Annotated in this window: 19 protein-coding genes; 8 read left to right on the top strand and 11 right to left on the bottom strand. The window is 71.9% G+C overall.

Annotated elements, in window-relative coordinates; genetic code table 11:
• The first annotated feature begins 59 nt into the window (after nt 1-59).
• Nucleotides 60-671 carry a TetR/AcrR family transcriptional regulator gene (locus G3I71_RS08620; protein WP_164313348.1) on the top strand — a complete coding sequence of 204 codons (612 nt, stop codon included), beginning with the start codon at nt 60-62 and terminating at the stop codon, nt 669-671.
• 164 nt (nt 672-835) lie between these two features.
• Here the strand turns inward: G3I71_RS08620 and G3I71_RS08625 are convergent, their stop codons facing one another.
• The gene (locus tag G3I71_RS08625) at nt 836-1,849 is read right to left on the bottom strand and encodes a DUF2510 domain-containing protein (RefSeq protein WP_164313349.1); all 1,014 of its coding nucleotides are present in this window, start codon (nt 1,847-1,849) and stop codon (nt 836-838) included.
• A gap of 677 nt (nt 1,850-2,526) precedes the next feature.
• Here G3I71_RS08625 and G3I71_RS08630 point away from each other — a divergent pair.
• The gene (locus tag G3I71_RS08630; protein WP_164313350.1) at nt 2,527-5,208 is read left to right on the top strand and encodes an AAA family ATPase; all 2,682 of its coding nucleotides are present in this window, start codon (nt 2,527-2,529) and stop codon (nt 5,206-5,208) included.
• A 354-nt stretch (nt 5,209-5,562) separates the two neighbouring features.
• Here the strand turns inward: G3I71_RS08630 and pcaD are convergent, their stop codons facing one another.
• From pcaD to pcaH, 4 genes are read right to left on the bottom strand one after another with little or no spacing between them, the layout of a single operon-like run.
• Entirely contained in the window at nt 5,563-6,690 is a 1,128-nt protein-coding gene (pcaD, locus tag G3I71_RS08635; protein ID WP_164313351.1) for a 3-oxoadipate enol-lactonase, read from the bottom strand.
• Nucleotides 6,687-8,048 carry a 3-carboxy-cis,cis-muconate cycloisomerase gene (gene pcaB / locus G3I71_RS08640; protein WP_164313352.1) on the bottom strand — a complete coding sequence of 454 codons (1,362 nt, stop codon included), beginning with the start codon at nt 8,046-8,048 and terminating at the stop codon, nt 6,687-6,689. The genes pcaD and pcaB overlap by 4 nt, the downstream gene beginning before the upstream one ends.
• On the bottom strand, nt 8,045-8,635 hold the full coding sequence (pcaG, locus tag G3I71_RS08645) for a protocatechuate 3,4-dioxygenase subunit alpha (protein ID WP_164313353.1): 591 nt from the start codon (nt 8,633-8,635) through the stop codon (nt 8,045-8,047). The genes pcaB and pcaG overlap by 4 nt, the downstream gene beginning before the upstream one ends.
• Nucleotides 8,635-9,408 (bottom strand): protocatechuate 3,4-dioxygenase subunit beta, encoded by a 774-nt coding sequence (gene pcaH, locus G3I71_RS08650; RefSeq protein WP_164313354.1) that lies wholly within the window; start codon nt 9,406-9,408, stop codon nt 8,635-8,637. The genes pcaG and pcaH overlap by 1 nt, the downstream gene beginning before the upstream one ends.
• Nucleotides 9,409-9,630: 222 nt before the next feature.
• On the opposite strand from pcaH, the gene G3I71_RS08655 reads away from it, so the two are divergent.
• On the top strand, nt 9,631-10,095 hold the full coding sequence (locus G3I71_RS08655; protein WP_164313355.1) for a MarR family winged helix-turn-helix transcriptional regulator: 465 nt from the start codon (nt 9,631-9,633) through the stop codon (nt 10,093-10,095).
• Between the two features lie 109 nt (nt 10,096-10,204).
• Entirely contained in the window at nt 10,205-10,990 is a 786-nt protein-coding gene (locus G3I71_RS08660; protein ID WP_239149026.1) for an IclR family transcriptional regulator, read from the top strand.
• Nucleotides 10,991-11,408: 418 nt separating this feature from the next.
• Here the strand turns inward: G3I71_RS08660 and G3I71_RS08665 are convergent, their stop codons facing one another.
• Both G3I71_RS08665 and G3I71_RS08670 read right to left on the bottom strand, forming a co-directional pair.
• Nucleotides 11,409-12,407, bottom strand: coding sequence for a DUF3048 domain-containing protein (locus tag G3I71_RS08665; RefSeq protein WP_164313356.1), 999 nt, complete (start codon nt 12,405-12,407; stop codon nt 11,409-11,411).
• 142 nt (nt 12,408-12,549) lie between these two features.
• Nucleotides 12,550-13,620, bottom strand: a complete 1,071-nt coding sequence (locus tag G3I71_RS08670) for an ATP-dependent DNA ligase (RefSeq protein WP_164313357.1) — start codon at nt 13,618-13,620, stop codon at nt 12,550-12,552.
• 74 nt (nt 13,621-13,694) lie between these two features.
• Between G3I71_RS08670 and ligD the strand changes: the two genes are divergently transcribed.
• Nucleotides 13,695-14,705 (top strand): non-homologous end-joining DNA ligase, encoded by a 1,011-nt coding sequence (ligD, locus tag G3I71_RS08675; protein ID WP_164313358.1) that lies wholly within the window; start codon nt 13,695-13,697, stop codon nt 14,703-14,705.
• A 198-nt stretch (nt 14,706-14,903) separates the two neighbouring features.
• Entirely contained in the window at nt 14,904-15,938 is a 1,035-nt protein-coding gene (locus G3I71_RS08680) for a LacI family DNA-binding transcriptional regulator (RefSeq protein ID WP_164313359.1), read from the top strand.
• 146 nt (nt 15,939-16,084) lie between these two features.
• Here the strand turns inward: G3I71_RS08680 and G3I71_RS08685 are convergent, their stop codons facing one another.
• Complete coding sequence (locus G3I71_RS08685) at nt 16,085-16,876, bottom strand: VOC family protein (RefSeq protein WP_164313491.1); 792 nt, start codon at nt 16,874-16,876, stop codon at nt 16,085-16,087.
• A gap of 318 nt (nt 16,877-17,194) precedes the next feature.
• Here G3I71_RS08685 and G3I71_RS08690 point away from each other — a divergent pair, with 318 nt between their 5' ends.
• Both G3I71_RS08690 and G3I71_RS08695 read left to right on the top strand, forming a co-directional pair.
• Nucleotides 17,195-17,449: a WhiB family transcriptional regulator gene (locus G3I71_RS08690; protein WP_164313360.1), complete on the top strand. Its 255-nt coding sequence runs from the start codon at nt 17,195-17,197 to the stop codon at nt 17,447-17,449.
• 57 nt (nt 17,450-17,506) lie between these two features.
• Nucleotides 17,507-20,866: a hypothetical protein gene (locus G3I71_RS08695; protein ID WP_164313361.1), complete on the top strand. Its 3,360-nt coding sequence runs from the start codon at nt 17,507-17,509 to the stop codon at nt 20,864-20,866.
• A gap of 17 nt (nt 20,867-20,883) precedes the next feature.
• Here the strand turns inward: G3I71_RS08695 and G3I71_RS08700 are convergent, their stop codons facing one another.
• The 3 genes from G3I71_RS08700 to G3I71_RS08710 all read right to left on the bottom strand — a co-directional run bounded on the left by G3I71_RS08700 (nt 20,884) and on the right by G3I71_RS08710 (nt 24,560).
• Nucleotides 20,884-21,861 carry an acyl-ACP desaturase gene (locus G3I71_RS08700; protein WP_164313362.1) on the bottom strand — a complete coding sequence of 326 codons (978 nt, stop codon included), beginning with the start codon at nt 21,859-21,861 and terminating at the stop codon, nt 20,884-20,886.
• Nucleotides 21,862-22,061: 200 nt separating this feature from the next.
• Nucleotides 22,062-22,838, bottom strand: coding sequence for a dimethylargininase (gene ddaH, locus G3I71_RS08705; RefSeq protein WP_164313363.1), 777 nt, complete (start codon nt 22,836-22,838; stop codon nt 22,062-22,064).
• A 105-nt stretch (nt 22,839-22,943) separates the two neighbouring features.
• Complete coding sequence (locus G3I71_RS08710; RefSeq protein ID WP_164313364.1) at nt 22,944-24,560, bottom strand: ABC-F family ATP-binding cassette domain-containing protein; 1,617 nt, start codon at nt 24,558-24,560, stop codon at nt 22,944-22,946.
• Nucleotides 24,561-24,842: the final 282 nt, after the last annotated feature.

The raw sequence follows: 24,842 nt of genomic DNA on the forward strand, positions 1-24,842 counted from the left end.
CGACAGCAAGAGCGACAGCAGGCACGGCAACCGGAACTACAGGGACAGGGAGCGCAGTCATGACGTCGCAGGCCGCGGAGGAACCGGAACCGGTCGTCGCCTCGCGCCGCTCCAAGATCACGCCTGAGCGTGAGCAGGAGTACTTCGACGCCGTGCTCGTCCAGATCCGTGAGTGCGGATACGACGCGCTGACCATGGAGGGCGTCGCCGCCAGCGCGCGGTGCAGCAAGTCGACGCTCTACCGGCAGTGGAAGACGAAGCCGCAGTTCGTGGCCGCCGCGCTGCGCGCCAACCGGCGCGCCCGCTTCGCCGTCGACACGGGGTCCCTGGCCGGGGATCTGCGCGCGGCGGCGCGGGCGATCGGTGAGGCGTCGGGGCACGACACCCAGCTGCTGCAGGCCCTCGGCCATGCCGCCATGCAGGACCCGGAGCTCCAGAAGGCGCTGCGCGACGCGATCGTCGAACCGGAGCTGGCCGCGTTCCGCGAGATGATCCGCCGCGCGGTCGAGCGCGGCGAGGTTCCCGCCGACCATCCGGCGCTGGAGTACGTACCGGCGCAGATGATGGGCGTCCTGCGGGCCCGCCCGGTCCTGGAGGGGGAGTACGCCGACCCGGAGTACCTCGTCGGATTCGTGGAGGCCGCGGTGCTGCCCGCACTCGGCGTCACCTGAGACGCAGGCCGCCGTCCGTGACTCGTCCGGACGGTGACCTGTCCGCGCCGACCCGTGGGGACGGGGGCGGCGCGCACCCCTCGGCCGGGTGGGGTACCTCTTGAGCGGAGAGGCGCCCCACCCGGCCGATCCACCTCCGCCGGGCCGGGGTGCGGACCGGCGGATCAGACGTTCTGCCCGCTCCCGCCGGCCGAGGAGACCTTGATGCCGGCGGTTATCTGGTCGATCACCGACTGCTTCTGGTCGGCGTCGACGCCGAAGCGCACGACGACCATCTGCTGGGGATTCGAAGGTGCGGGGAAGGCCAGCGACTCGACGATGCCGTCGACGCCCTTGCTCGTGACCGCCTTCCAGCGGACCAGATAACCCTTCTGCCCGGCCACGGTCACCGCTTTGGAGGCCAGTACGTCGTGCGAGGTGATCTTCCCGTACGTCGTACCGCCGTACGAATCCTCGGCGTTCGCGGCGATGTCCGCCTTGGCGACCGCCTCGGCCGTGCTGCCCGACGTGCCCAGCGCCAGCGCGGGCGCCGAGTAGGCCCCGCCCTTGGTGCAGGTCTTCGTCGTGTCGCCCGGGCACTTGTACGAGCTGTCCGAGGACACCTGCCCGCCCACGGTGATCGACTGGCCGTACCAGCCGTCGGGGATCGGAATGCTGATCCCGTTGGTGGAGTCGGGCACGGAACCGCTGTCGATCTTCGGACTCTCCGAAGGCTCCGACTGCTGCGGGTCCGGCGTCTGGCCGCCCGAGCCGCCGCCGGTGCCACCCCCGGTGCCACCACCGGGACCGCCCTGACCGCCGCCGTCCTGACCGCCGGTTCCGCCCTGCCCACCGGTCCCGCCCTGGCCGCCCGGTACCTGCGAGCCCACGTTGCTGCCGCTGCCGCCGTCGTCCTTGGTCAGCGCGTACACACCGCCGCCTATGCCGACGAGGACGGCGATCGCCACCGCGACGGCTATGCCCGTGCGCAGTCCGCGCCGGGTGCTCGTCGGCGATTGGTCGGGATACGCCGGGTACGCCCCGCCGGCGGCCAGCACCGGTGGACCCCAGGCGGGGGCCGAGCCCTCGGGACGGGTCTGTTCCGTCCATGTCCTACCGTCCCACCAGCGCTCGGTGGCGGGGCCGTCACTTGTCTGCCCGGGGTCGGGATACCAGCCGGGAGGAGTCTCCTGCGTCATGCCCCCACCGTATGAGGCTCGCGTGAAAGGCGGATGAGAGGAGTCCCCTTTCCGCCGGGAAAGGCGCAGAAAGACGGTCCGAGATACCGAGATAGCGGGATACGGGAGGCGGGGCCCCCTCCACCACCGGCCGCACCGGCACCTCCTTTCTGCCGCCGACTGGCTGCGGCGGCCGACTGGAAATGGAACGCCAGTACGAGTGGCGCACATGTTTTCACCGACCTGTCGGCCTCGCCGCCCCTCTCCAGGGCGAAGCAACGGAGCCGGGATCACCGTCGCGAAGTCGCCATGGACACCGAACCCGCGCCGCTCGACGAAGTTCCCCACCGAGCCCGCGAACGGAGCCCTGCGGGAGTGGGCCGGCCGGAGGTTCGCAGGTCGGTGCCGTGCGTGGACGCATTCGCGGGGATGCCTTCCGGGGGCGCGGACAGGGCGGCCCGAGGGGGCGTGGTGCGGGCGGACGCGCACCCGCCGATGACGGAAAACCAGCCGCATTTCAGGGGCTGTTGACTGTCGACGACCTTCACGACGGCTGGTGGCGGGCCACGCCGCGTCGCCCTGCCGCACTCCCTGTCACTCGTCCCGGCAATACCTGTGCGGACCCGCCTCCACTTCGGCAGCCGGACGGCTAGTCTCGGGTTCTGTACGTCGTTCAGGCGACTTGGGGAGGTACCGGGATGACGGAGGAACGGCCAGGGACGGCCGGCTCTGCCGCCCTGTGGGAGCGCGACACACAAGTCGCCGCCGTGGAACGGGCGATCGACGCCTTACGCGTCGACAACTCCTCCTCGGGCAGTCTGCTGCTCTTCACCGGCGAGGCCGGTCTCGGCAAGACCGCGCTGATGGCCGAAACCCGGCGTATCGCCGACCGGCGCAACTGCACGGTGTGGTCGGTGCGCGGCGGCGAGACCCTCAAGTCCGTCCCCTTCAACGTCGTGCGCCAGTTGCTGCAGCCCGCGCTCCTGTCGCTGATGCCGGAAGAGGCCCGCGAATACCTCGGCGACTGGTACGACATCGCCGGCCCCGCCCTCGGCATCACGGAACCCGGCGACCGCCTGGCCGACCCGCAGGGCGTGTGCGACGGCCTGGTCGCGGCCGTACGGCGGCTCGCCAAGCGTGACTGGCCGCTCGTCCTGCTCATCGACGACGCCCACTGGGCCAACCAGGAGAGCCTGCGCTGGCTGGCCGCGTTCGCCGAGCGGCTCGACGACCTGTCCGTCCTCGTCGTGGTCGCCCGCAGGCCCGGCGAGGCCACCGGCGGCCGTGCCGACCACCTGGAGGCGATCGCCCGGGCGGCAGGCCCCGTCGCCACACTCGACGCCCTGACTCCGGCAGCCGCCGCCGGCCTCACCCGCACCACGCTCGGCCCGCACGCCGACGCCCCGTTCTGCCGCGAGGTGTGGGCGGTCACCGGCGGCAACCCGTACGAGACCGTCGAACTCCTCGCCAAGGTCCAGGACGCCGGACTGGCCCCGGTCGAGGCGTCCTGCGGCCGGCTGCGCGAACTCAACAACGCGGCACGCGGCGGCGGCCTCGTCGCCCGCCTGGAGGACCTGGGCGTCGAAGCCACTCGCTTCGCCTGGGCGGCGGCCATTCTCGGCACGGGTATCTCCGTGGACCTCGTCGCCCGGCTGGCCACCCTCAGCCACGACGAGGCCGACCACTGCGCCAACCTCCTGTGCACCGCCCGTATCCTCACCGAACCCCAGCTTGCTGCCGGTCAAGTCGCCCACAGCGAGCTGGAGTTCGTCCACCCGCTGATCGCCACCGCCGTCTACGACTCCATCCCGGACGGCATGCGCACCGCCATGCACGGCATCGCCGCCCAGGTCGTCACCGAGTCCGGGCGCGGCGCCGCCGCGGCCTCCCACCATCTGCTCCACGTGTATCCGGACGACGACGAGGAACTCGTCGACCAGCTGCGCGAGGCCGCCCGAGAGCACCAGGCGGTCGGCGCCCCGGACGCGGCCCGCCGCTGTCTGGAGCGCGCCCTGCTGGAACCGCCCCGGCCCGAGAGCCACGCGCACGTGCTCTTCGAACTGGGCTCTGCCACCCACCTCACCGCACCCGCGACCACCATCGGACATCTCCAGACCGCACTCGCGATGCCCGGCCTGGAAGGCGACCAGCGCGTCAACGCGATCGTCCGGCTGTCGCAAGCCCTGGTGCACAACGACCAGTTGGACGAGGCCGTCCGCACGGTCGAGACGGAGGCCGCCCGGCACGAGCCGGGTCCGGCACGGATGCGGCTGCAGGCCGTGCACTTCATGTGGGAGGGCCTCTACGGAGGAGACACGACGGCGCCCGGCCGCTCCGAACGTCTCGCCGACCTCGCCCGCCCCTGCACCGGCAGGGACAACTCCGAGCGCGCGCTGCTCATACTGCGCGGCTTCGAAGCCATGACCCACGGTGAGAACGCCGAGGAGGTCGTGGAGGTGTGCGACCGCGCCCTCGTCAACGGCCGCCTCGCTCCCGGTCTCGGCTGGACCGACCCCGAGTGGGGCATCGAGCTGCTGATGATGCTCGCCTGCGCGTACGTCTACACCGACCGTCTCGACCGCGCCGAGTCCCTCTACATGGATGCCCTGCGCGCCTACGAGACGGCGGGCTGGAGCGGCGGCCACCTCTCCCTCGCCCATGCGTACGTCGGTCTCGGGCACCGCAGGCGGGGCCGCCTCAGAGAGGCCGAGACGTCTCTGCGCGAGTCCCTGCGTCTGGCCGAACGCGTCGGGCGCGGCCTGCCTCTGTACTGGTCGGCGACCTGCAACCTCGTCGACACACTGCTCGCCCGTGGCCATGTCCAGGAGGCCTGGGCGATCGCCGGGCAGTACGGCTTCGCGCCGCCCTACCCCTCCACCATCGTGCTGCCCGAACCCCGCGCGGTGCGCGGCCGGTTGCTCATCGCCGTCGGCCGCCACAAGGAGGGCATCAACGAACTGGAGGCCGCGGAGAAGGCGGCGACCGGGCGGGGCTTCCACAACCCGGTGCTCGCCACCTGGGCCGTGGACCTCGCCCGCGCGCTGGCGGTGGAGGACCCCCTCCGGGCCGCCGCGCTGGTCGCCGACGCCCGCCGGTACGCCGAACGCTTCGGCACGGACACCGCCATCGGCGAGGCCCTGCGCTGCGCGGCGGCCCTGGAGACCGGCCAACGGGCGGTACGCCTGGCCGCCCAGGCGGTCGCCTATCTGGAGGCGTCACCCTGCCAGTACGAACACGCCGCCGCCCGCGTCGAGTACGGCATCGCCGCCCGCTCGGTCGCCGAGATCCAACGCGGTCTGACCCTGGCCAAGTCGTGCGGCGCCGACGGCCTGGTAGCCAAGGCACGGGAGGTGCTGGACAATGGACGGGGGCTGCGCTGAACTGCGGGGACGCCGGACTCCGAACGCAGGTGATCAGGCCCGGCATAACTGCTCCCTGGCCTTCTCCGTGGCCTGCTCCGGGTGTCCCGTAGCTGGTCGTCGCAGGTCTTCTCATATGACCGCGCCGGGCTCGTACCGTCGGCGGAGCCCGGTCGAAGTCACGGGGGTGCCTGGCCGGCCGAGCCGACGTGCGCGATCCGCGAGAGCGCACCCGCCCGCACCACCGGCAACGGGGCGCGGGTGGGGACGACCGGCGCGAGGGGGTGCCTGGTGAGCCGCAACTCCCGCCGGTCAAGGCTCAGTTCAGGGACGGAGTGACACGCGTGACGCCGTCGGGGCCCCGACCGCCACGGTTCACCCTTCCGAACCGTCCTCCTCCGCCAGTACGCGCTGGGCCGCCGCGAACGCCGAGTTGGCCGCCGGGACCCCGCAGTACACGGCCGTCTGGAGCAGCACCGCGCCGATCTCCTCAGGGGTGAGTCCGTTGCGGCGGGCCGCGCGGACGTGCATCGCCAGCTCGTCGTAGTGGCCGTGGGCGACCAGGGCGGTGAGCGTGATCATGCTGCGTTCGCGCCGGGTGAGTGTCGGGTCGGTCCAGATCTCGCCCCACGCGTAGCGCGAGATGAAGTCCTGGAAACGGGCCGTGAAGGGTGTCTGCCGCGCCTGCGCCCGGTCCACGTGCGTGTCGCCGAGCACCTGTCGGCGCACCTCCATGCCCCGCCGGGGAGCTGCCCCGAAGTGCGGGCGCAGCGCGGCCAGTACGGCCTCCGGGCACTGAGCGACCGCCAGGTGCGAGGCGCCGGGCAGTTCGACGAGCGTGGCACCCGGCACGGCGTCCGCGATCTCCCGCAGATGCGCCGGGGGAGTGGCCGGGTCCTGCCGCCCGGCGACGAGCAGCGTGGGCACGCCGATCCCGGCCAGCCCCTCACGCAGGTCGAAGGCGCCCAGCGCGTCGCAGCAGGCGGCGTACGCGTCCGGATCGGCGTTCCGGTGATCCGCGACCAGCTCCGGCACGGTGAACCCGGACGTGAACCAGCGCGCGTCGGCGCTCTCCGCGAGCCCGGCCAGCCCCTCGCTCCGCACCAGCGCGGCCCGCTCCTCCCACGGCTTGCTGCCGTTGAAGTGGGCCGAGGAGCACAGGACGCCGAGCGACGACACCCGCTCCGGGTGGTGGACGGCCAGATGCAGACCGACCGCGCCGCCCAACGACACGCCCGCGTAGGCGAATTGATCGATCCCGAGCGAGTCGGCGAGCGCCAGCACCAGCGCGGCCAGATCACCGACGGTGGCCCCGGGTCCGATCAGCCCGGGCGCCGAACCACCGTGCCCGGGCAGGTCCCAGCGGACCACCCGGTGGGTGACGGACAGCTCGGGCGCCACCTTGTCCCAGAGGGCGTACGACGTCCCGAGCGAGGGCCCGAGCAGCAGCGGCGGAGCGGTGGCGGAGCCCTCGACGCGATGGTGCAGCAGCTTGTCGGTCACGGTCGCTCCAGAGCACGGTCGGTGAGGGCGCCGGCGGAGCCGGTGTAACGGGCGGGGTCGGTCAGGTCGTCGAGAGACAGGTCCTTCAACTCCGGCTCCTCGGCAAGGAGTTCGGCGAGCGATCGACCCTCGGTGTAGGTACGGGCGGCCACTTCGGTGAGCAGGGACTTCGCGCGGGCCCGGCCCAGCACCGGCGCGAGTTCCGCGGCCAGCCGCTCGGAGACGATCAACCCGTGGGTGAGACCCAGGTGTTGGCGCATGGTGTCCGCGTGCACCCGCAGCCCCTCGGTCAGCTCGGCGGCGTCCCGGGCGGCGCCCCCGGTCACCCGGAGCAGCTCCCTGAGCGGCTCCCACTCGGCATGCCAGGCACCGGCCGGCCGCTCGTCCTCGGCGACCAGTGCCCCGTACAGGGTGGCCGCCAACTGCGGTGCGCGCCGGGCCGCGGCGGCGATCAGCGTCGACCGTACGGGATTGGCCTTGTGCGGCATCGCCGACGAACCGCCGCCGCTGCCCTCGGACACCTCGGCGATCTCGGTACGGGCGAGCGTCAGCACATCGGCGGCGATCTTCCCGAGGGCCCCGGCCGTGAAGGCGAGCGCCCCGGCGAGATCCGCGACCGGGGTACGCAGGGTGTGCCAGGGCAACACCGGCTCGGCGAGGCCGAGTTCACGGGCGTAGGCGGCGATCAGGGCCCGGGTGTCGACAGTGCCCCCGGTCGGGCCGAACACGGTGAACGCGGCCAAGGTGCCTGCGGCGCCCCCGAGTTGGGCGGGGAGACTGTGGCGTACGGCCGTCAGGCGGTCCCGGGCGTCGAGGACCAGGGAGCGCCAGCCCGCCGCCTTCAGCCCGAAGGTCGTCGGCACGGCGTGCTGGGTGAGCGTGCGGCCCGGCATCGCGGTGTCACGATGGTCGGCGGCGAGCCGGGCGAGGGCCCGGGCGGCGCGTTCGAGGTCCGCGAGCACCAGGTCCAGGGTGCGGGCGGCGACCAGCATCGTCGCCGTGTCGAGAATGTCCTGGCTGGTCGCTCCCCGGTGGACGTAGGGCCCGTACTCCGCGCCGACCGCCGCCGTCAGGTCCGCGACCAGCGGGATCACCGGGTTGCCGCCGGCCCGGGCGCGCAGCGCGATCGACCGCACGTCGAAGGCGGCGGCCTCGCCGGCTGCGGAGTCGACCGCCGTGGCCGCTGCCTCCGGCGCCAGCCCCAGCCCGGCCTGCGCGCGGGTCAACGCGGCCTCCGCGGCGAGCAGCGCCCGCAGATACGCGGTGTCACTGGTCGCGGAGGCCGCCGGGGAACCGGCCCACCCGGGGGAGAGCAGGCCGGTGTCGGCGTCGGACCGGGCATCGGCAGGTGGTGTCACTCGAACTCCAGGAAGACCGTTTCGCCCTCGCCCTGAAGGCGGATGTCGAAACGGTACGTGCGCCGCTCGCCCTCGACGGCGACCAGCGTGGCGCGTCGCTCGGTCGGCAGGGAGTCGAGCAGCGGATCGGCGCCGTCCGTCAGATACGCGCGCGTGTACAGGTGGGTCAGCAGACCGCGCGCGAACACGCACACGCTGATGTACGGCAGCCCGGCGTTGCCCGGGGGCAGCGTGTACAGCGCGTAGTGCCCGTCTGCGTCGGTGGCGACCCGCCCGAAGCCCGTGAAGTCGGTGCCGTTGCGCCCCAGATAGCCGCCGGTCACCGGGTCGCGGCGCAGTGATCCGGGGGCACCGGCCAGGGACCCGTCGGGCGCCGCCTGCCAGAACTCGAGCAGGGCGTCCGGGATCGGGTTGCCCTCGCCGTCCAGGACGTACCCGTGGAGGGTGATCGTGTCCGGGTGGCCCTTGGGCGCGACCTGCTCACCCTCGGGGAAGGGGAGCGCGTAGCCGTAGAAGGGGCCGACGGTGTGGGACGGGGTGGGGAGGAGGTTTTCCGGGGACTCCGGGGATTTCTGGGAGACGCTCATCAGTCGCGGCCTTCTTCGATCCAGGTGGCGGAGGGACCGTCGAGGACGATGTCCCACTCGTAGCCGAGCGAGAACTCGGGCTGGGACAGGTCGTGGTTGTACTCGGCGACCAGACGGCTTCGGGCGGCCTCGTCCGTCACCGAGCGCAGGATCGGGTCGTAACGGAAGAGCGGGTCGTTCGGGAAGTACATCTGCGTCACGAGCCGCTGGGTGAACGCCGTACCGAAGACCGAGAAGTGAATGTGCGCGGGCCGCCAGGCATTGGTGTGGTTGCGCCACGGGTACGCGCCCGGCTTGATCGTGGTGAACCGGTACAGTCCCTGATCATCCGTCAGGACCCGCCCCACACCGGTGAAGTTGGGGTCGAGCGGCGCCGGGTGCTGGTCCCGCAGATGCGCGTACCGGCCGGAGGCGTTGGCCTGCCACAGCTCGATCAGCTGACCCCGCACGGGCCGCCCGTCCCGGTCGAGGAGCCGTCCGGAGACGGTGATGCGCTCGCCGAGCGGCTCGCCCTGGTGCTGGATCGTGAGGTCGCTGTCGATGTCGGTGATGTCGGTGACCCCGAACACCGGCCCCGACAGCTCGACCGTCTCCGGGTCCCCGCCGCTCACCGCGACCAGCGGCTGCTTCGGGTACCGCAGCACGGAACTGCGGTACGGGGCGTAGTCGCGCGGCGGATGGTTCTGTACGGGGGCGCCTTCGGCGACCGCCTTGTCGTAGGCGTCCTGGAGGTCGCCGACCTCGACGTCGATGTCCGACTGGGTGAGAGCCATGAGGAGTTCCCTAAGTCTCTTCCGAGCCCAATTACTCAGGGCACTGAGTATTTCAGCAAGGTTTTCCTCACGCTGTCACTCGCCGGTCTGGTCGTCAAGAGTAGCGATAAAGTGGCAGGTGGAGGCCGTGTTGCTCAGCTGGAGACACGGTGGTCGTTGGGCTGTATCGTCAGTACACCAACGAAATTCTGAACTCTGAAGAAGACGACCCCAGGAGCGGACATGGCCGCGGTGGACCTCTCCACGCACCCCGGGCACCTCGCCCGGCGACTCCAGCAGGCGCACTACCTGCTGTGGAACGCGATGGTCTCCGAGGAGATCACCTCGCCGCAGTTCGCGGTCCTGAACGCGCTGGTCGCCGAACCGGGCCTCGACCAGCGCACGGTCGGGGAGCGGGTGGGCCTCGACCGGTCCACGGTCGCCGAGGTCGTCAGCAGGCTCGGTCGCCGTGACCTGATCGACAAGGTGCGCGACCCGGAGGACGGCCGCCGCTCCCTGCTGCGCGCCACCGACGACGGGGTGCGCGCGCACCGCAGGCTGACCGTGCGGACGGCCCGGATGAACCAGGTCTTCCTGGCCCCGCTCTCCGCCGACGAGCAGACCGTCTTCCTCGACCTCATCCAGCGCGTCGCCGACGCGGCGGAGGGGCTGCGCAACCCGGCGGAACCACTCGCCGCCCCGCGCTGAGCGCACTTCCGCAGCAGCCGGGTCCGCCCAGCGGACCGGCAGCGGATACCGTGCGGGGCGAGACCGCCGCCCGGACCACTGGGCGGTCCGGAGCCGAGGAGGAACAGGGATGGCAGCCGGAGAGGCCGGGGCAGGGACCGGCGGCGAGGCCGAATCCGCGGGGATGCGTACCGTCCAGCGGGCCATCGACGTTCTCGGGCTGTTCGACGAGGTCAGGCCCGCGCTGTCCCTGCGCGAGATCGTCAGGGACTCCGGGCTGCCGAAGACCACCGTGCTGAGACTGCTCCAGACCCTGCGGCTCAACGGACTGCTCTGGGTCGACGAGCACGGCCGCTACCTCGCGGGCCCCGCGCTGCTGCGCTGGTCCCGGCTCGCCGAACAGGCCTGGCGACTGCCGCCCGCGGCCCGGGCGCTGCTGCGCGACCTCGCCGCCGAGCACAAGGAGACGGTGCACCTGTATGTGCGCCGGGACATCCACCGTGTCTGCATCGCCCAGGAAGAGGGCCCGCAGGCGCTGCGCCAGGTCGTGCGGGTGGGCGACGAACTCCCGCTGTGGGCGGGCGGCGTGGCCAAGGCGCTGCTGCTGGACGCCTCGGACGGGCTGCTGCTTCGGGTCGCGGAGGCCTCGCCGCAAGGCGCCGGACATCTGACGACCCTGAGAACCTGGATCGAGGAGGCCCGCGACCACGGGTACGCCGTGAGCCACGGCGAGCGCGAGGAGGGGCTGTCGGCGGTGGCCGTGCCGGTGCGGGGGAGGAGCGGGGCCGTGCTCGCCGCGCTGTCCTTCGGCGGGCCGAGTACGCGGTTCACGCCGGAGCGGGTGACACGGTTCGCGGCGGCGCTGCGCGGGGCGGCGGGCGAACTGGCGCGCGCGGGGCTGCCGTTCGAGGCGTAGGCGCTCCGCTGGATGCGTGATGCGGCGATCGTGGGCCCGGTGTGGCTGGTCGTGCCTCGCGGTTTGCGGTGGCGTTGCGTGGGGCGACGGCGGAACTGGCGCGGGCGGGGCTGCTGTTCGAGGCGTGGCGCTCCGCTGGCCGCGTGATGCGGTCATCGTGGGCCCGGGGCGGCTGGTCGTGCTTCGAGGCGGCGGGCGGGACTGGCGTGGGCGGGGCTGCTGTTCGAGGCGGTGCGGTGCGATCACCGCGGGTCCGCTGTGGCCGGTTGCGCCCGCGCGGCGGAGCCGCCTGTGTCGCTGCCCCGCGCCCGTCGTGGAGCCGGGGCGCGGTACTCGGCGCCGCCCGGCCCGACTTGGAGGCGCGGACGGGACGTCGTACCGGGCACCGCGCCGCGCATCGGACGTCAGGTCATAGGCCTCACGCCGTCGCGAACACCACCCACACCTGCCCCTTCGCGAAGTTCACCGGCGTGCCGTCGGCCGTTGTGAAGTCCGTCCCCTCCGTGGCGGACCCGCGACGCCAGTCCACGTCGAACGCCCGCCCGTCGCGCAGCACTTGAGCCCGGCCCGAGCCCACGGACGGGGTGTACGGCGAGTTGTTGCCGAGGACGTCGTGGAACCGTGACTCGCGCACCTTCACGTACTGCACGACGACCGTCGCGGCGGCGATCCGCGCGCCGTCGGTCGCGACGGTCGGGGTGCCGTCCATCGACACCAGCCAGCCGTGCCGGTCAGCGGACCAGGTGAACGTGAAGCGCGCCGACGGGAAGCGGACGGTGCGCGACTTCGCAGGGGTTCCGCCCTCGGGAGCGGCGCCGTAACGGAAGCCGGTCGTCAGCGCCTCCGCTCCCGGCGCGGCGCCGATCAGCCGCCGCGGCCTCAGGTACAGGTTGTGCGGCGCCGCCTTGTCCGTGCCCCGGTAGTAGGCGCCGGAAGCCGCCGACTCCGGGGACTCGGCGGTCAGCGGTGCCCGGTCGATCAGCGGCAGCAGCTTGCGCTGGGCGCCGGAGAAGGCGAGCGTCGGCTCGTCGAACTGACGTAGTAGCTCCAGGTCGGACTCACGCGCGCTGCGCACCGGCCCGACGGTCTCCGGCAGTCGGGTCGCGTACACCGCCATCAGCCGGCTCAGACCACCCTCGACCTGCTCGGCGTACACGATGTCCGCCGCGTCCAGGCCCGTCTGGGGGCGGGCCGCGCGGACGTTGTCGATCTTCACGGCGAGGACCGGGCCGACGCTCTTCGGATCGGGCGATTCGCGTTGGCCGGGTTCCTGGCTCCGGCTGCGGGTCTGCCCGCGCCCGTCGTCGGAGGGGCGGTCGTCCGTCGTGCAGCCGGCCATCAGAGAGGCCGTCACGGCGCCGGCCACCAGCGCCGCCGTGGCCGTTCCGCGCCGCCGCGCCCGTGTCGTTCGCGCCATCTGTCGCATGCCCACCGTCGCCACCACATCCGTATCTACGATTGTGCGCTTATCGGATCATTGGTGGCCATACCCGATCGGTTCTGTTCGCGCACATCGAAGGGGCCGAACAGCCCACGGAGGGGATGCCCGAAGGGTGACCTCAGCCCTGCGGGCCGAGGATCTCCCCGAGGTCGTACCCCACCGGCTCGTCCAGCTGGTCGTACGTACAGCTGTCCGCCGTACGGTCCGGGCGCCAGCGGCGGAAACGGGCGGTGTGCCGGAAGCGCACCCCGTTCTCCATGTGGTCGTACGCCACCTCGGCCACCAGTTCGGGCCGCAGCGGAATCCACGAGAGGTCCTTCTTCGCCGACCAGCGGCTCGGCGCCCCCGGCAGCCTCGCCGCCTCGTGGGCCGCCTCGTCCGCCCAGGCGGCCCACGGATGCTCGCGCACGTCCGCGAGCCGCAGCGGCTCCAGCTCCTCGACGAGTTCGGCGCGCCGCTTCATCGGAAACGCCGCGCTCACCCCGACATGCTGGAGGGTGCCCCGGGCGTCGTACAGCCCGAGCAGCAGCGAGCCCACGATCGGTCCGCTCTTGTGCAGCCGGTACCCGGCGACCACGGCATCCGCCGTCCGCTCGTGCTTGATCTTGAACATCACCCGCTCGTCCGGCCGGTAGCGCAGGGTGAGCGGCTTGGCGATGACACCGTCGAGGCCCGCACCCTCGTACTGCTCGAACCACCGTCGCGCCACCTCGATGTCGGTGGTCGCCGGCGCCACGTGCACGGGCGGGGTCACGTCGGACAACGCCATGGTGAGCAGTGCGCGCCGGTCGGTCAGCGGGACGTCGAGGAGCGACTCGTCACCCAGCGCCAGCAGGTCGAACGCGACGAACGAGGCGGGATTCCGCTCGGCCAGCGTCCGCACCCGGGACTCGGCGGGGTGAATGCGCTCGGTGAGCGCGTCGAAGTCGAGACGTCCACCATGCGCGATCACGACCTCGCCGTCCACCACGCAACGCTGGGGCAGCCGCTCCCGCAGCGCCGCCACCAGCTCGGGAAAGTACCTGGTCAGCGACTTGCCGGTGCGACTGCCGACCTCGATCTCGGCGCCGTCACGGAACACGATGGCCCGAAAGCCGTCCCACTTCGCCTCGTACTGCATGTCCGGGGGGATCTTGGCCACGGACTTGGCGAGCATGGGTTTCACGGGGGGCATGACCGGTAGATCCATGATTCGATTCTGCGCGTCCACGGTCGCAATCGCCCGGTGTGCGAGCTGTGCGCGGTGCGCCTACCGTGGCTCGCATGGGCGAAGCGGTGGAGCTGGAGGCGTTCGGTCGGACGGTGCGGCTGTCCAGCCCGGGCAAGGTCTTCTTTCCGGAGTGCGGGTTCACCAAGCTCGACCTCGCCCAGTACTACCTCGCGGTCGGCCCCGGCATCCTGCGTGCGCTGCGTGACCGGCCCACCACTCTGGAACGCTATCCGGACGGGGTGGCCGGCGAGAACTTCTTCCAGAAGCGGGCGCCCAAGAACATGCCCGACTGGATTCCGACCGCCCACATCACCTTTCCCAGCGGTCGCAGCGCCGACGAGATGTGCCCGACCGAGGTCGCCGCCGTGCTGTGGGCCGCCCAGTTCGGGACCCTCACCTTTCATCCCTGGCCGGTGCGCCGCGCCGACGTCGACCACCCCGACGAACTGCGCATCGACCTCGACCCGCAGCCCGGTACGGACTATGGGGACGCGGTGCGCGCCGCGCACGAACTGCGCGCCGTGCTCGACGAGTTCGGCGGTCTGCGCGGCTGGCCCAAGACCTCCGGCGGACGGGGGCTGCATGTCTTCGTGCCGATCGAACCGCGCTGGACGTTCACGCAGGTGCGGCGGGCGGCGATCGCCGTCGGGCGGGAACTCGAGCGGCGGATGCCGGAACAGGTGACCACCAAGTGGTGGAAGGAGGAACGCGGGGAGCGGATCTTCGTCGACTACAACCAGACCGCACGAGATCGCACCATCGCGTCCGCCTACTCCGTACGGCCCCACCCGCACGCTCCCGTCTCGGCGCCGCTGAAGTGGGAGGAGGTCGCCGACGCGCGGCCCCGTGACTTCGACCTCGCGACCATGCCCGGCCGGTTCGCCCGACTCGGCGACGTCCACGCGGACATGGACGACCACGCCTTCTCCCTCGACGCCCTGCTCGAACTCGCCACCCGCGACGAACACGAGCACGGACTCGGTGACCTGCCGTATCCCCCGGAGTACCCGAAGATGCCGGGCGAGCCCAAACGCGTACAGCCGAGCCGGGCCCGCAAGGACTGACTTGGGTGGGTGGCGGGCTTCGTGGGTGTTCCGGGCGCGGACCGAACTCCTTCGGCTGCCAGATGATCGTGGGGGAGGGGGTCGGGCGGACGGGAGAGCCGCGGCTGTCGCACGAGCACCGACGGGATCCGAGAGCGCTCTCATCCGGTGCCGGGCCGGGACTATCCTGATCGGTAACCGCCGATGAGGAGCCCCGAAGTGACCGAGACCGCGTCGCGTCCCACCCTGGAGGCCGTGGCCGCGAGGGCGGGGGTCTCCCGGGCCACCGCGTCACGCGTCGTGAACGGCGGGGACGGTGTGCGCGAACCCCTCGTGGAACGGGTCAGGCAGGCTGTCGAGGAACTCGGTTACGTGCCCAACCAGGCGGCCCGCTCCCTCGTGACGAAACGGCACGACGCCATCGCCGTCGTCATCGCCGAACCGGAGACCAGGGTCTTCGCCGACCCTTTCTTCGCGCTCCAACTCCGTGGGATCAGCAAGGAGTTGACCGCCCACGACTCCCAACTCGTGCTGCTGCTCACCGAGGGGCGCGACGACCACTCCCGCGTCGGCAGGTATCTCGCCGGCGGGCATGTCGACGGCGCCCTCGTCTTCTCCCTGCACCTCGACGACCCGCTGCCCGGCCTGGTCCAGCGCGCCGGCGTGCCCACCGTGTTCGGCGGCCGGCCCGGCTGGAGCGACGGCAACCGGGACGCCGTGTACGTCGACAGCGACAACCGGGGCGGTGCCCGCGCGGCCGTACGGCACCTCGTCGCCCTGGGGCGGACGCGGATCGCGCACATCACGGGCCCCCTCGACCAGACCTCGGGGGCGGACCGGCTCGACGGGTTCCGGGACGTCATGCCCGCCGCCGACCCGCGACTGATCGCCGAGAGCGACTTCACCCCGGCGGGCGGGGAACGCGCGATGCGTGAACTCCTGGACCGGTGCCCGGACCTGGACGCCGTGTTCGCCGCCAACGACCTCACCGCCTCGGGCGCCCTGCGCGTCCTGCGCGAACGCGGAAGGCGCGTGCCCGAGGACGTCGCCGTGGTCGGCTTCGACGACATGCTGCCGGTCGCCGAACAGACCGACCCGCCGCTCACCACGGTCCGCCAGGACATCGAGGAGATGGGCAGGCTGATGGCCCGCCTGCTGCTGAGCGACCTCGACCCCGCCGGCACGCCCGGCCCGACGGGCACGCCGTCCGGCCTGGTGCTGCCTACGACGCTGGTCCGCCGGGCCTCGGCGTAGCTCCCCGCGGTAGGCGGTAGGCGGTAGGCGGTTCGCGGGGTAGTCGGTTCGTCGGCTGCGGGCCCGGCGGGGCTGGTCGCGCCTCGCGGCGGAGCCGCAAATCGACACAGCCCCGTGCCTCTCCTGGGCACCTGTCGCCCCCATCCCTACATCTGTGCCGGCGCGCTCTTGATCACCGCGAAGCGTGCCCCGAACGGGTCGGTGAGCCGGGCGATGCGGCCGACGCCCTCCAGGTCCGTGGCCGGCATCCGGACCTGACCGCCGTGTTCCTGGGCCGTGGCGACCGTCGCGTCGGTGTCGGCGACCTCGAAGTACGGCAGCCAGTACGGAGTGGTCTCGATGCCCGTCGGGTCGTCGTCCACATCGACGACTCCGCCGAACATCCCGTCGTCCCCGGTACCCGCCGGGTTCACGCACGTGTACGAGCCGCCCGGGAACGGCACCGCCGAGGTCTCCAGGCCCAGCACCGCGCCGTAGAACGCGGCGACCTTGGGGACGTCCGTCGTGTAGAGCTCGACCCAGCACAGGGAGCCGGTCTCGCCGGCGATGTCGAGGCCCTTGATCCGGCCGGGCTGCCAGAGGCCGAAGACGGCGCCGGTGGTGTCGGTGAGGATGGCCATCCGGCCCGCGTCCATGACATCCATGGGCGGCGCCGGGACGCCGCCCCCGGCCTGCTCGGCGGCCTTGGCGGTGGCGTCGACGTCCGAGGTCTGGAAGGACACCGTCCAGGACGGCGGCCCCTGGCCCTCGCCGCTCTGCATGCCGCCCGCGACGGTCCGCCCGCCCAGCTGGAAGAAGCCGTATCCGCCGCCTTCGGGGCCCGCCGACCGGAAGTCCCAGCCGAAGAGCGCCCGGTAGAAGGAGGTGGCACCCTCGATGTCGGGGGTGCCGAGGTCGATCCAGTTCGGAGCGCCGGTCACGAAACGGGTGGTGAGCATCATTGCCCTCCTCTGTGGGCCCGCCCTCTGTGAGGGACCCGTTGCCTGTTCTGCCGAGTCTTGCACCGCCCACTGACAATCGCTGCCGGAGTGCTTCCGCGGACCCGAACACCGGTTGCGGTCACCCTGGGTGAGGGGGAGGGTGCGGGTTGTTCCAGAAGGCTCCGCGCGCCGCCGTGCGCTCGCGCATCCGGTGGGAGCATCATCGGGCGAACCGGCGACTAGCGAGACGCCCGGGCCGTTCGATGAGCGGGCCCGTAGGCCGCCGTTGATCGGACGTTGAGCGAACGTTTTTCACCACCCGGCACGATCTCGTGCATGCACTACGAGACGATCACCCCGATGGACAGCGCCTGGCAGGCGCAGGCCCTGTGTGCGGAGACCGGGGCCGACTTCTTCTTTCCCGAGCCGGGCAGCTCGGTGCGCGAGGCGAAACGCATCTGCGGGATGTGCGAGATGCGCCCCGCCTGTCTGGAGTACGCACTCAGCAACGACGAACGGTTCGGCGTCTGGGGCGGCCTCTCCGAGAAGGAGCGACTCAACCTCAGGCGCACCTCACGCACCTCGCACTGACCTCTCTGACGGTAATTGCTGTACGCCGACCGGTTGTGAGCGGGCACAATCCAGTTCATGCTCCGCACCCCGCACCAGCAGGTCGACAGTCTGCTGAACGCTCTCGACCCGCTTCCGTATCCGCAGCGCATGCGTGAACTCGCCCTCCAAGCAAGGGAGTTCACGCCGTTGCGGCCGGTGTTGGCTGAACTGGAGGAACGCGGGTCGTACGGACGTGACCTCGCGGTCGTCGCGGCGGCGGTCGGGCGGGACGCCGCATGGATCGCGGACCGGATCGCCGACCCCGACTCCTTTGTGCGCGGCCACGCACTGCAAGTCGCCGACAGCCTCCAAGTGCCCGACTCCGCCTATGAGTCGGGCCTGGTCGACGCCTCCGAGGCGGTACGCCGGGACCTGCTGCGCGCGATCGTCTCGGGCCGGCGCACCGCACTCGCCGACCGGCTGCTGGACGGACTTCGGCAGGACTGGGGCGACACGGAAGCGGCACGACTGCTGCCCGGCTGCACGCCGGAGACGGTGACACGGCTGCTCCCCGAGCTGTTCCACGCCTTCGACGGCTGGCGGGCGCTCGCCCGACGCCACCCCGAGGTTCTGCTCGACGTGGCGGAACGGGAGTTGGCCGAACTGCCCACCGCGCTGTACGACACCTGGTGGGAGCGCTGCGCCGATGCCATGGCCGCCGTCGTTCCACATGATCCCCTGCGTGTCCTCGGCTTCCTGGAACAGCGGCCGCCTCGGGGGCTCCCTGATCAACTCCGCTGCCGTATGGGCGTGTTCGCTGCGGCTGCCCCCGAGCGCGTGCTGTGCCTGCTCGCCACGCCCGGCTGGGCCGCCCTGGGAGTCCGCTCGCTGAACGCCTCCGTACTGCGCAGGCTGGCCCGCATCGGGAGTCCCGAACTCATCTCCTACGGAAGGGTGTTGGCGGCCTCCGGAGAACTCCCGGAACTTCTGAACGCCATGCCTCCCGGCAAGCGCCACGCCTTCCTCGTGGCGGTGCGGGAAGGGCGGGGCGCGGCTTCCCTCGTCGCCGACCAGACGATCCTGTCGGCGCTGCCCCGCACCCACGCCCCCGACGAGGCCCGCCGGACGGCCGCCGCCGCCCGGGAACGGGGCGCCGACTGGCACCGCGTACTCCTGGTCGAATCGTTCCTGCCCGTCGACGAGGTGCGCGCCACGATCGTCGACGCCACCCGCCGCCCGGCCGCCGAAGACCGTGCCCTGGCCTGGCCGTTGCTGATCCGCAACGCCGCGCGCTCCGGCGACTCGGCCGCCGTCACCGCCGCTCTGGAGGAGATGGGGCGGCTGCGGAACGAGCAGGACCCCGTGCGCTCCGCCGCGTTGGGGGCGCTGGCCGCCGTCCGCCCCGCCCTGTTCACCGAGGACGCCGAACCGCACCTCGACCGCGTCGCCGGGGACGCCGTAGCGGCCCGCGACTCCTCCGCCCTCACCCGGCAGCGGCTCAGTGCCCTCGCCCTCGGGGTGCTGCGCGAGCACGCGGCGGGCGGACCACGGGAGTTGGTGAACTGGGCGCTGCGCACCCTGGTCCGCATCACCGGCCACACCGGCACCGCCGACCTCGGCCGCCTCGACCACACCCTCGCGCGCGGTCAGGAACACCGCGTGTACGAGGCACTGCGCCCCTGGATCGAGGCGGGCGCCGAGAAGGCCGACTACAGCCTCGTCTTCGCCCTCACCCGGGCCGTCGGACGACGTGCCGCCGGCATGGCCGAACTCCAGGACCTGCTCTGGCAGGCGATCCGGTACGGCGGCAAGGACTCGACCGTCCGCACAGCGGTCGACCTCTGGCTGGAACCACCCGCCACCCGCGACGAACGGGTCGCGCGCATCCTCGCCCACGAACCCTCCGCCGGAGCGCTGCCCGCGGTGTGGCACATCCTCGCCCGCCGCCGCACCGACCTGCTCGACCCGTTCCTGGCCGAGACTCCGCCGTACGGCCGCTTCCTGCCGAAGCGCGAGCCCTGGACCGCATGGGGCCACTACGACGTCCGGCGCTGGCTGCCCCGCCAACAGCGAGCGTTCATACGGCAGCTGACCGGTGTCGCCGCCGACTCCGCGCTGCCGCACCACCGGCGCGTCGGCGCGATCGAACAGGCCGCGCGCGTCCCGGAGTTCGGCAGCACGCTCGTACGGCAGTGGACCGGCTCCGGGGACGTCGTCCTCGCCGAGGCGGCCCTCGCCGCGCTCGCCCGCACCGACCGGCCCCAGGACGCGCTGCCCGAACTGCTCGCGCACGCGGGCGACGACCGGGCCCGCGTCGCCGTCTACGCGGCCACCGGGGCCTCCCGGCACGCACGGCCGTCGCTGCTGGCCGGGCAACTGGGGGAGATGCTGCGCGCGCCGGACACCAAGGTGACCAGCCGCAAGGAAGCGGTCCGCCTCGCAGCGACACGACTCCCGGCGCCGTCGGCCGCGACGCTGCTGAACGAGACGTACGGGCGTCCCGGCGCCCACCGTGATGTGCGTACCGCGTGTGTGGCCTTCGCGGGCGGGCTGGTCGCGCACGAGCCGGTCTGGGAGGTGCTGCGAGACGCCGCCGGCGCCGAGCCGGTACTGCGCCGGGCCGTGCTGCGGGTGCGGCCCCTCGACCTGCCCGAACCCCACCGTGAGCGCTACGCCCGTCTCGTGCACGACGTGTGCGCCACCGACGACCCGGAGACCGCGACCCTCGCCCTGGGCGCACTGCCCCAGTGGACGCCCTGGTCGCCCGACGCGCCCGCGGTGCTGGTCCGGGTCACGACGGATCTCGACGACCGGACGAACTGGCATGTGGCGGCCAAAGGGCTGGTGACCGTCGCGGAGGGCTCCCCGCAGGGCGCGCGCTGGCTCCTGGAGGCCCTGCGGATCCTCGTCGAGCCCCCGGCAGCGGACGCCGACGCGGACCTGGACGCGGGGCAGGGGCGTGACCGTCCCGCCCGCCGACGTGTCGAGTACATCGTCTCCTACCTGATCCAGCACGGCAGACCGGTCGCCGAAGCCGCCCGGCCCGCCGCCCTCGCCGCGAGCGACCTGCTCGCCGGGTACGACGCCCACGTACCGCAGGCCGCGACCCTGGCCGCGTACTACCTGGACCTCGATGCCAGGCAGCCCCGCCTCGAACAGCTGGCCGCGCTCACCGCCGGTCGCCCCGCCCTCGCCGTCCGCACCGCCGGTGAGCTCGGTGAACGGCTGGCGCGCCGGGATCAGGAGGGCGACCCCGGCGCACTGCTGGCCGAGGTCCGCCGTCTGACCGCCCATGGAGGCCATGCCGAAGGGCTGCTCGCGGTCGCCGTCACCGGAGCGCTGGGCGGCCGGACGGACTGGGCCGCGCCCTGGCGCGAGGAGCTGACAGCACTGCGCCGCCACCCCGTGGCCGACGTGCGGGACGCGGCGCTTGACGAGGTGACGGCGTACGAGTGAGCGGTGTCGCGGGTGGGTCAGCCGGCGGCGCGGGCCGCCATACGGGCCTTGCGGGCCGCGAGCTTCACGTCGAACTTGGAGGCTTCCGCGTCCAGGCCGCCCATGAACATGCCCAGTTCCTCCTGGGCCTGGAGACCCTCGGGGCCCAGGTCGCCCATGTCCATGACCTTCAGGTGGCGCAGGACGGGCTGAAGGACGTCGTCGTGGTGGATGCGCATGTTGTAGACCTCGCCGATCGCCATCTGCGCGGCGGCCCGCTCGAAGCCGGGCATGCCGTGACCGGGCATGCGGAAGTTGACGATCACGTCCCGGACCGCCTGCATGGTCAGGTCGGGCGCGAGTTCGAACGCGGCCTTCAGCAGGTTCCGGTAGAAGACCATGTGCAGGTTCTCGTCGGTCGCGATACGGGCCAGCATGCGGTCGCAGACCGGGTCGCCGGACTGGTGGCCGGTGTTGCGGTGCGAGACGCGGGTGGCCAGCTCCTGGAAGGCGACGTACGCCACCGAGTGCAGCATCGAGTGCCGGTTGTCCGACTCGAAGCCCTCGGCCATGTGCTGCATACGGAACGCTTCGAGCTGGTCCGGGTCGACCGCGCGGGAGGCGAGCAGGTAGTCGCGCATCACGATGCCGTGGCGACCCTCCTCGGCCGTCCAGCGGTGCACCCAGGTGCCCCAGGCGCCGTCGCGGCCGAACAGGCTGGCGATCTCGTGGTGGTAGCTGGGGAGGTTGTCCTCGGTGAGGAGGTTCACGACCAGGGCGATCCGGCCGAGCTCGGTGACCTTGGACTGCTCCTTGCCCCAGGCCTCGCCGTCCTCGAAGATGCCGGGGAAGTTGCGGGCGTCGCTCCACGGCACGTACTCGTGCGGCATCCAGTCCTTGGCGACCTTCAGGTGACGGTTGAGTTCCGTCTCGACCACTTCTTCCAGGGCGTACAGCAGCCGAGCGTCGGTCCATTCGCTGGACGGGCTGCCGAGGTGCGGGGAAGTGATCGTCATGAATGCTCCAGAATGACATTGCGAGCGGGTGAGCGGACTGCCGTTACTCAACCTACGACATCGTAGGCTACGTTCCCGTAGGTTACGCCACCGTAAGTTAAGAACGTTGTAAAGATCGCTGATCAGCGGGTTTGTCGCCAGGGCCCGGTATGGCTCCGGACTCGCAGGTCCGGGGCCGAACGAGTACCCCGATCGCCCGGCTAGATGTACAGCTCCCGCAGCCGGACCGAGAGGCAGGTCACACAGCCTTCGAGCTTCTCGAACTCGCTGATGTCGACGACCACCGGCTCGTGCCCGAGATCGGCGAGCAGTTCGGCCGTCTTCGGCGCGCTCGCCGCGATCAGCAGCTTCCCGCCGTCCAGCAGTACGACGTGCGCCCCGGACTCCTCCGGCACCGGCAGGAAACGCGGGAAGAGGGACGGGGTGTCCACCAGCGGCGCGTACCCGATGACGGTCCCGTCGGGCAGCGCGGTGACCGCCGACTTCAGATGCAGCACCTTGCTCACCGGCACGGCCACGACCCGGGCGCCGAGCGGTTCGAACACGGCCCTGAGCTGCTGCACCCCGGCGGCGTTGGTACGCCCGCCCCGCCCGACGTAGATGGTGTCGCCGACCTTGAGGACGTCACCGCCCTCCAGGGTGCCCGGCTCCCAGACCCAGTTCACCGAGCAGCCGAGGCGGGCCACCGCCTCCTCGACGCCGCCGGTCTCGTCGCGCCGGGACTCGGCGCCGGGCCGCGCGATCAGCGCGACGTTCCGGTAGACGACCACCGCGTCCTCGACGAACACCGAGTCCGGGCAGTCGTCCGCCGGATCCACCTCGACGGTCTCCCAGCCGTGCGTGCGCAGCGCCTCCGCGTACGCCTCCCACTGCCGGCCGGCGAGGCCGGCGTCGATCTCCTCGCGCTCGATGTGCGTGACGAGGCCCTCGGCCAGGCGCGGGCTCGGGCGGCGTATGAGGGCCTTCTTGCTGGGCACGAGGGAGCTCCGTATCGGAAGGGGGTGTCCGCGCACATCATGCAGGGTGGGACTGTGCGGACAAAAGCCCCGGAGGCCGGACCGGGTCCGGGACCCCTCAGCCGATCACCCCACCTCCTCCGGATCGATCTCCCTCAGCTCCCCGTCCAGCAGCAGCCACCGGGTGATCCCGATCGACTCCAGGAACGGCACGTCGTGGCTGGCGACGATCAGTGCTCCCTCGTACGAATCCAGAGCCGTCGTGAGCTGTCGCGCGCTCGCCAGGTCCAGGTTGTTGGTCGGCTCGTCCAGCATCAGGAGCTGGGGCGCGGGCTCCGCCAGCATCAGGGCGGCCAGAGCGGCGCGGAACCGCTCGCCGCCCGACAGGGTCGCCGCCGGCTGGTCGGCGCGGGCGCCCCGGAACAGGAAGCGGGCCAGCCGGGCGCGGACCCGGTTGTTGGTGGCGCCCGGGGCGAACCGGGCCACGTTCTGAGCGACGGTCAGCTCGTCGTCGAGGACATCGAGCCGCTGTGGCAGAAAGCGCAGCGGTACGTGTGTCTTCGTCTCCCCGGAGACCGGGGCCAGTTCCCCGGCGATCGTCCGCAGCAGGGTCGTCTTGCCCGACCCGTTGCGCCCGATCAGCGCGACCCGCTCGGGCCCGCGCAGATCGAAGGAGCCCGCGCTCGCTCCGTACGCCAACTCCAGGTCCAGGAACGTGAGTACGGTACGCCCGGGCGGTACGGCCGTGTACGGGAGGTCGACGCGGATCTCGTCGTCGTCCCGTACGGCGTCCACCGCCTCGTCGAGCCGCTCCTTCGCGCCGGCGAGCCGCTCCTCGTGCATGATGCGGTGCTTGCCCGCCGACTCCTGGGCGGACCGTTTGCGCGCCCCCATGACGATCTTCGGCTCGCGTTTCTGCTCCGCCATCTTCTGGCCGTACTTCTTGCGACGGGCCAACTTGAGCTGGGCGTCGGCCAGTTCGCGCTTCTGCTTCTTCAGGTCGGCCTCGGCCACGCGCACCATGCGCTCGGCCGCCTCCTGTTCGGTGGCGAGTGCCTCCTGGTACGCCGAGAAGGTGCCGCCGTACCAGGTGACCTCCCCGGAGCGCAGGTCGGCGATCTGGTCGACCAGGTCCAGGAGTTCACGGTCGTGGCTGACCACGATCATCACCCCGGGCCAGGAGGAGACGGCCGTGTGCAGCCGTCGGCGCGCGTACAGGTCCAGGTTGTTGGTCGGCTCGTCCAGCAGGAGGACGTCCGGACGGTCCAGCAGCAGCGCGGCAAGCCGCAGGAGAACCGCCTCGCCGCCCGAGACCTCTCCGACCGTACGGTCCAGGTCGATGTGCCCGAGCCCGAGTTCGCCGAGCGTGACCAGGGCGCGTTCCTCTACGTCCCAGTCGTCGCCGACCGTCTCGAAGTGCCCCTCGGCCACGTCACCCGCCTCGATGGCGTGCAGCGCGGCCCGCTGGGCGGAGATACCGAGCACCTCCTCGACGCGCAGCGCGGTGTCGAGGATGACGGTCTGCGGGAGGTAGCCGACGTCGCCCGCGACCCGGACGGTGCCGTCGGCGGGCCGCAGTTGCCCGGCGATGAGCTTCAACAGGGTTGATTTCCCTGATCCGTTGACGCCGACGAGCCCGGTGCGGCCGGGGCCGACGGCGACGTCGAGACCGTCGAAGACGGCGGTGCCGTCGGGCCAGGCGAAGGACAGGGAGGTGACGGCGACGGAAGTGGTGGCTGACATGTGGCCTCGCGGTTGCTTGAGTCGGTCGGGGCAAACGCGTGTCGAGACATCGACGGGCGGCGGGAGAGGCCTGACGGCACGAGAAAAGCCCTGCTCCGGAGGGAGGCACGGACGGCTCGAACACCGAGGTCGCACGCTACGCAAACACACCACTGGAGGGTGTGGGGCGCGGTGTCTCAGGACCTCAGTAGAGCAACGTCCTTCTCCAATTCGACGGCAACAGGACCGCTGCAAGCGTAGGAAGAGGCGTTTCAAGCTGTCAAAGCATTAAACGGGGGCAGA

The sequence above is a fragment of the Streptomyces sp. SID12501 genome (assembly GCF_010550245.1).
In the GTDB taxonomy this organism is placed as follows: Bacteria; Actinomycetota; Actinomycetes; order Streptomycetales; family Streptomycetaceae; genus Streptomyces.

Excerpts from the sequence above, each read along its gene's own strand:
- G3I71_RS08620 (WP_164313348.1), top strand. The coding sequence starts at position 60 with ATGACGTCGCAGGCCGCGGAGGAACCGGAACCGGTCGTCGCCTCGCGC.
- G3I71_RS08670 (WP_164313357.1), bottom strand. The coding sequence starts at position 13,620 with ATGGATCTACCGGTCATGCCCCCCGTGAAACCCATGCTCGCCAAGTCC.
- pcaG (WP_164313353.1), bottom strand. The coding sequence starts at position 8,635 with ATGAGCGTCTCCCAGAAATCCCCGGAGTCCCCGGAAAACCTCCTCCCC.
- G3I71_RS08630 (WP_164313350.1), top strand. The coding sequence starts at position 2,527 with ATGACGGAGGAACGGCCAGGGACGGCCGGCTCTGCCGCCCTGTGGGAG.
- G3I71_RS08685 (WP_164313491.1), bottom strand. The coding sequence starts at position 16,876 with ATGCTCACCACCCGTTTCGTGACCGGCGCTCCGAACTGGATCGACCTC.
- ligD (WP_164313358.1), top strand. The coding sequence starts at position 13,695 with ATGGGCGAAGCGGTGGAGCTGGAGGCGTTCGGTCGGACGGTGCGGCTG.
- G3I71_RS08660 (WP_239149026.1), top strand. The coding sequence starts at position 10,205 with ATGGCAGCCGGAGAGGCCGGGGCAGGGACCGGCGGCGAGGCCGAATCC.
- G3I71_RS08695 (WP_164313361.1), top strand. The coding sequence starts at position 17,507 with ATGCTCCGCACCCCGCACCAGCAGGTCGACAGTCTGCTGAACGCTCTC.
- G3I71_RS08710 (WP_164313364.1), bottom strand. The coding sequence starts at position 24,560 with ATGTCAGCCACCACTTCCGTCGCCGTCACCTCCCTGTCCTTCGCCTGG.
- G3I71_RS08700 (WP_164313362.1), bottom strand. The coding sequence starts at position 21,861 with ATGACGATCACTTCCCCGCACCTCGGCAGCCCGTCCAGCGAATGGACC.
- G3I71_RS08625 (WP_164313349.1), bottom strand. The coding sequence starts at position 1,849 with ATGACGCAGGAGACTCCTCCCGGCTGGTATCCCGACCCCGGGCAGACA.
- G3I71_RS08690 (WP_164313360.1), top strand. The coding sequence starts at position 17,195 with ATGCACTACGAGACGATCACCCCGATGGACAGCGCCTGGCAGGCGCAG.
- G3I71_RS08665 (WP_164313356.1), bottom strand. The coding sequence starts at position 12,407 with ATGGCGCGAACGACACGGGCGCGGCGGCGCGGAACGGCCACGGCGGCG.
- pcaH (WP_164313354.1), bottom strand. The coding sequence starts at position 9,408 with ATGGCTCTCACCCAGTCGGACATCGACGTCGAGGTCGGCGACCTCCAG.
- G3I71_RS08655 (WP_164313355.1), top strand. The coding sequence starts at position 9,631 with ATGGCCGCGGTGGACCTCTCCACGCACCCCGGGCACCTCGCCCGGCGA.